Origin of the sequence: Oscillibacter sp. CU971 (assembly GCF_905219725.1) — a bacterium.
Taxonomy (GTDB): Bacteria; Bacillota; Clostridia; order Oscillospirales; family Oscillospiraceae; genus Oscillibacter.
Genome location: NZ_CAJMXG010000589.1, coordinates 1 through 1,013 on the forward strand (window position 1 = coordinate 1; position 1,013 = coordinate 1,013).

Consider the following 1,013-nt stretch of genomic DNA (forward strand, 5'->3'; position numbering starts at 1 on the left):
CTTTATGATAAACTCGGCCATCGGGCTTCGACATATATTCCCGTGGCAGACGAATAAAATTCTTGTCATATCCTGAAACCTCTTGAAAGTATTGATATTCCGGGCCTTGCAGGTGTTTTGCGGCATTTTCTTCCGCTCATTCTCTTGGCATATCCCGGCATAAAATAGCACAGCTTTGACCCAGAAAGTAGTAGGAAAGGTAGTAAATCAAGGGGGGTTCTCCCGTTTTACTACTCGCCGCTGGCAACCCGTTTCAGCTCTGCCTGCGCATCCTCAAAGCCCAGGTGGGTATAGGTGTTCAGCGTAACGCTAATATCCGAGTGTCCCATGAGGTATTGCAGCGTCTTGGGGTTCATACCGCTCTTTGCCATGTTGGAACAGAATGTGTGCCTGCAAACGTGAGGGGTGACTTTGGGCATCTGCACCTTGTAGATACTGTTGTACTTCTGGCAGATGTGCTTGAAGTAATGCTCCCAGTGAAGTGCCACCATTGGCTTGCCGTCCTTATCCAAATATAGAAAGCCGCACCTGCCGCCGATCATCGGCTCGGTCTTGGGCTTCGGCCTGTTGGCGATAATGCGCTGGAAGCACTGGTACACATCGTCCGTCATAGGGATTTCCCGCGTTCCGCTGGAGGTTTTCGTGTCCTCGATGATATACTCCATGTTCCGCTTCCGCTGAAGCTGGTGGTTGACACTGATTTTTCGGTTCTTCATATCCAGGTCAGCCAGCGTCAGGCCTACAAACTCCGAGATACGAAGTCCCGTCTTGAACAGAATATAGATGCCGTCATAGTACCGGGAAAAGTGCTTGTCACCCTTTACAAATTCCAGAAATGCCCGTTCCTGTTTTCTTGTAATCGCTTCCCTTGTCACACTGTCGTTAACAACGACGGTGGCAAGCTGAAACTCAAACGGATTTTTGCGTATCAAATCATCGTCCACGGCCATCTGAAACGCGGGTCGGACAACGCCCCGAATGGAGTGGATGGAACTGTACCCTCTGCCGTCCTG

The 1,013-nt window shown here is 50.2% G+C and carries 1 protein-coding gene and 1 pseudogene; both read right to left on the bottom strand.

The genetic code is table 11. From position 1 onward, the window contains the following. Positions 1-126, bottom strand: a pseudogene (locus tag JX325_RS18825) (hypothetical protein); the annotation flags it as partial. Between the two features lie 104 nt (positions 127-230). Then, a partial coding sequence (locus JX325_RS17670) for a site-specific integrase (protein WP_243414175.1) occupies positions 231-1,013 on the bottom strand: 783 nt, incomplete at its 5' end.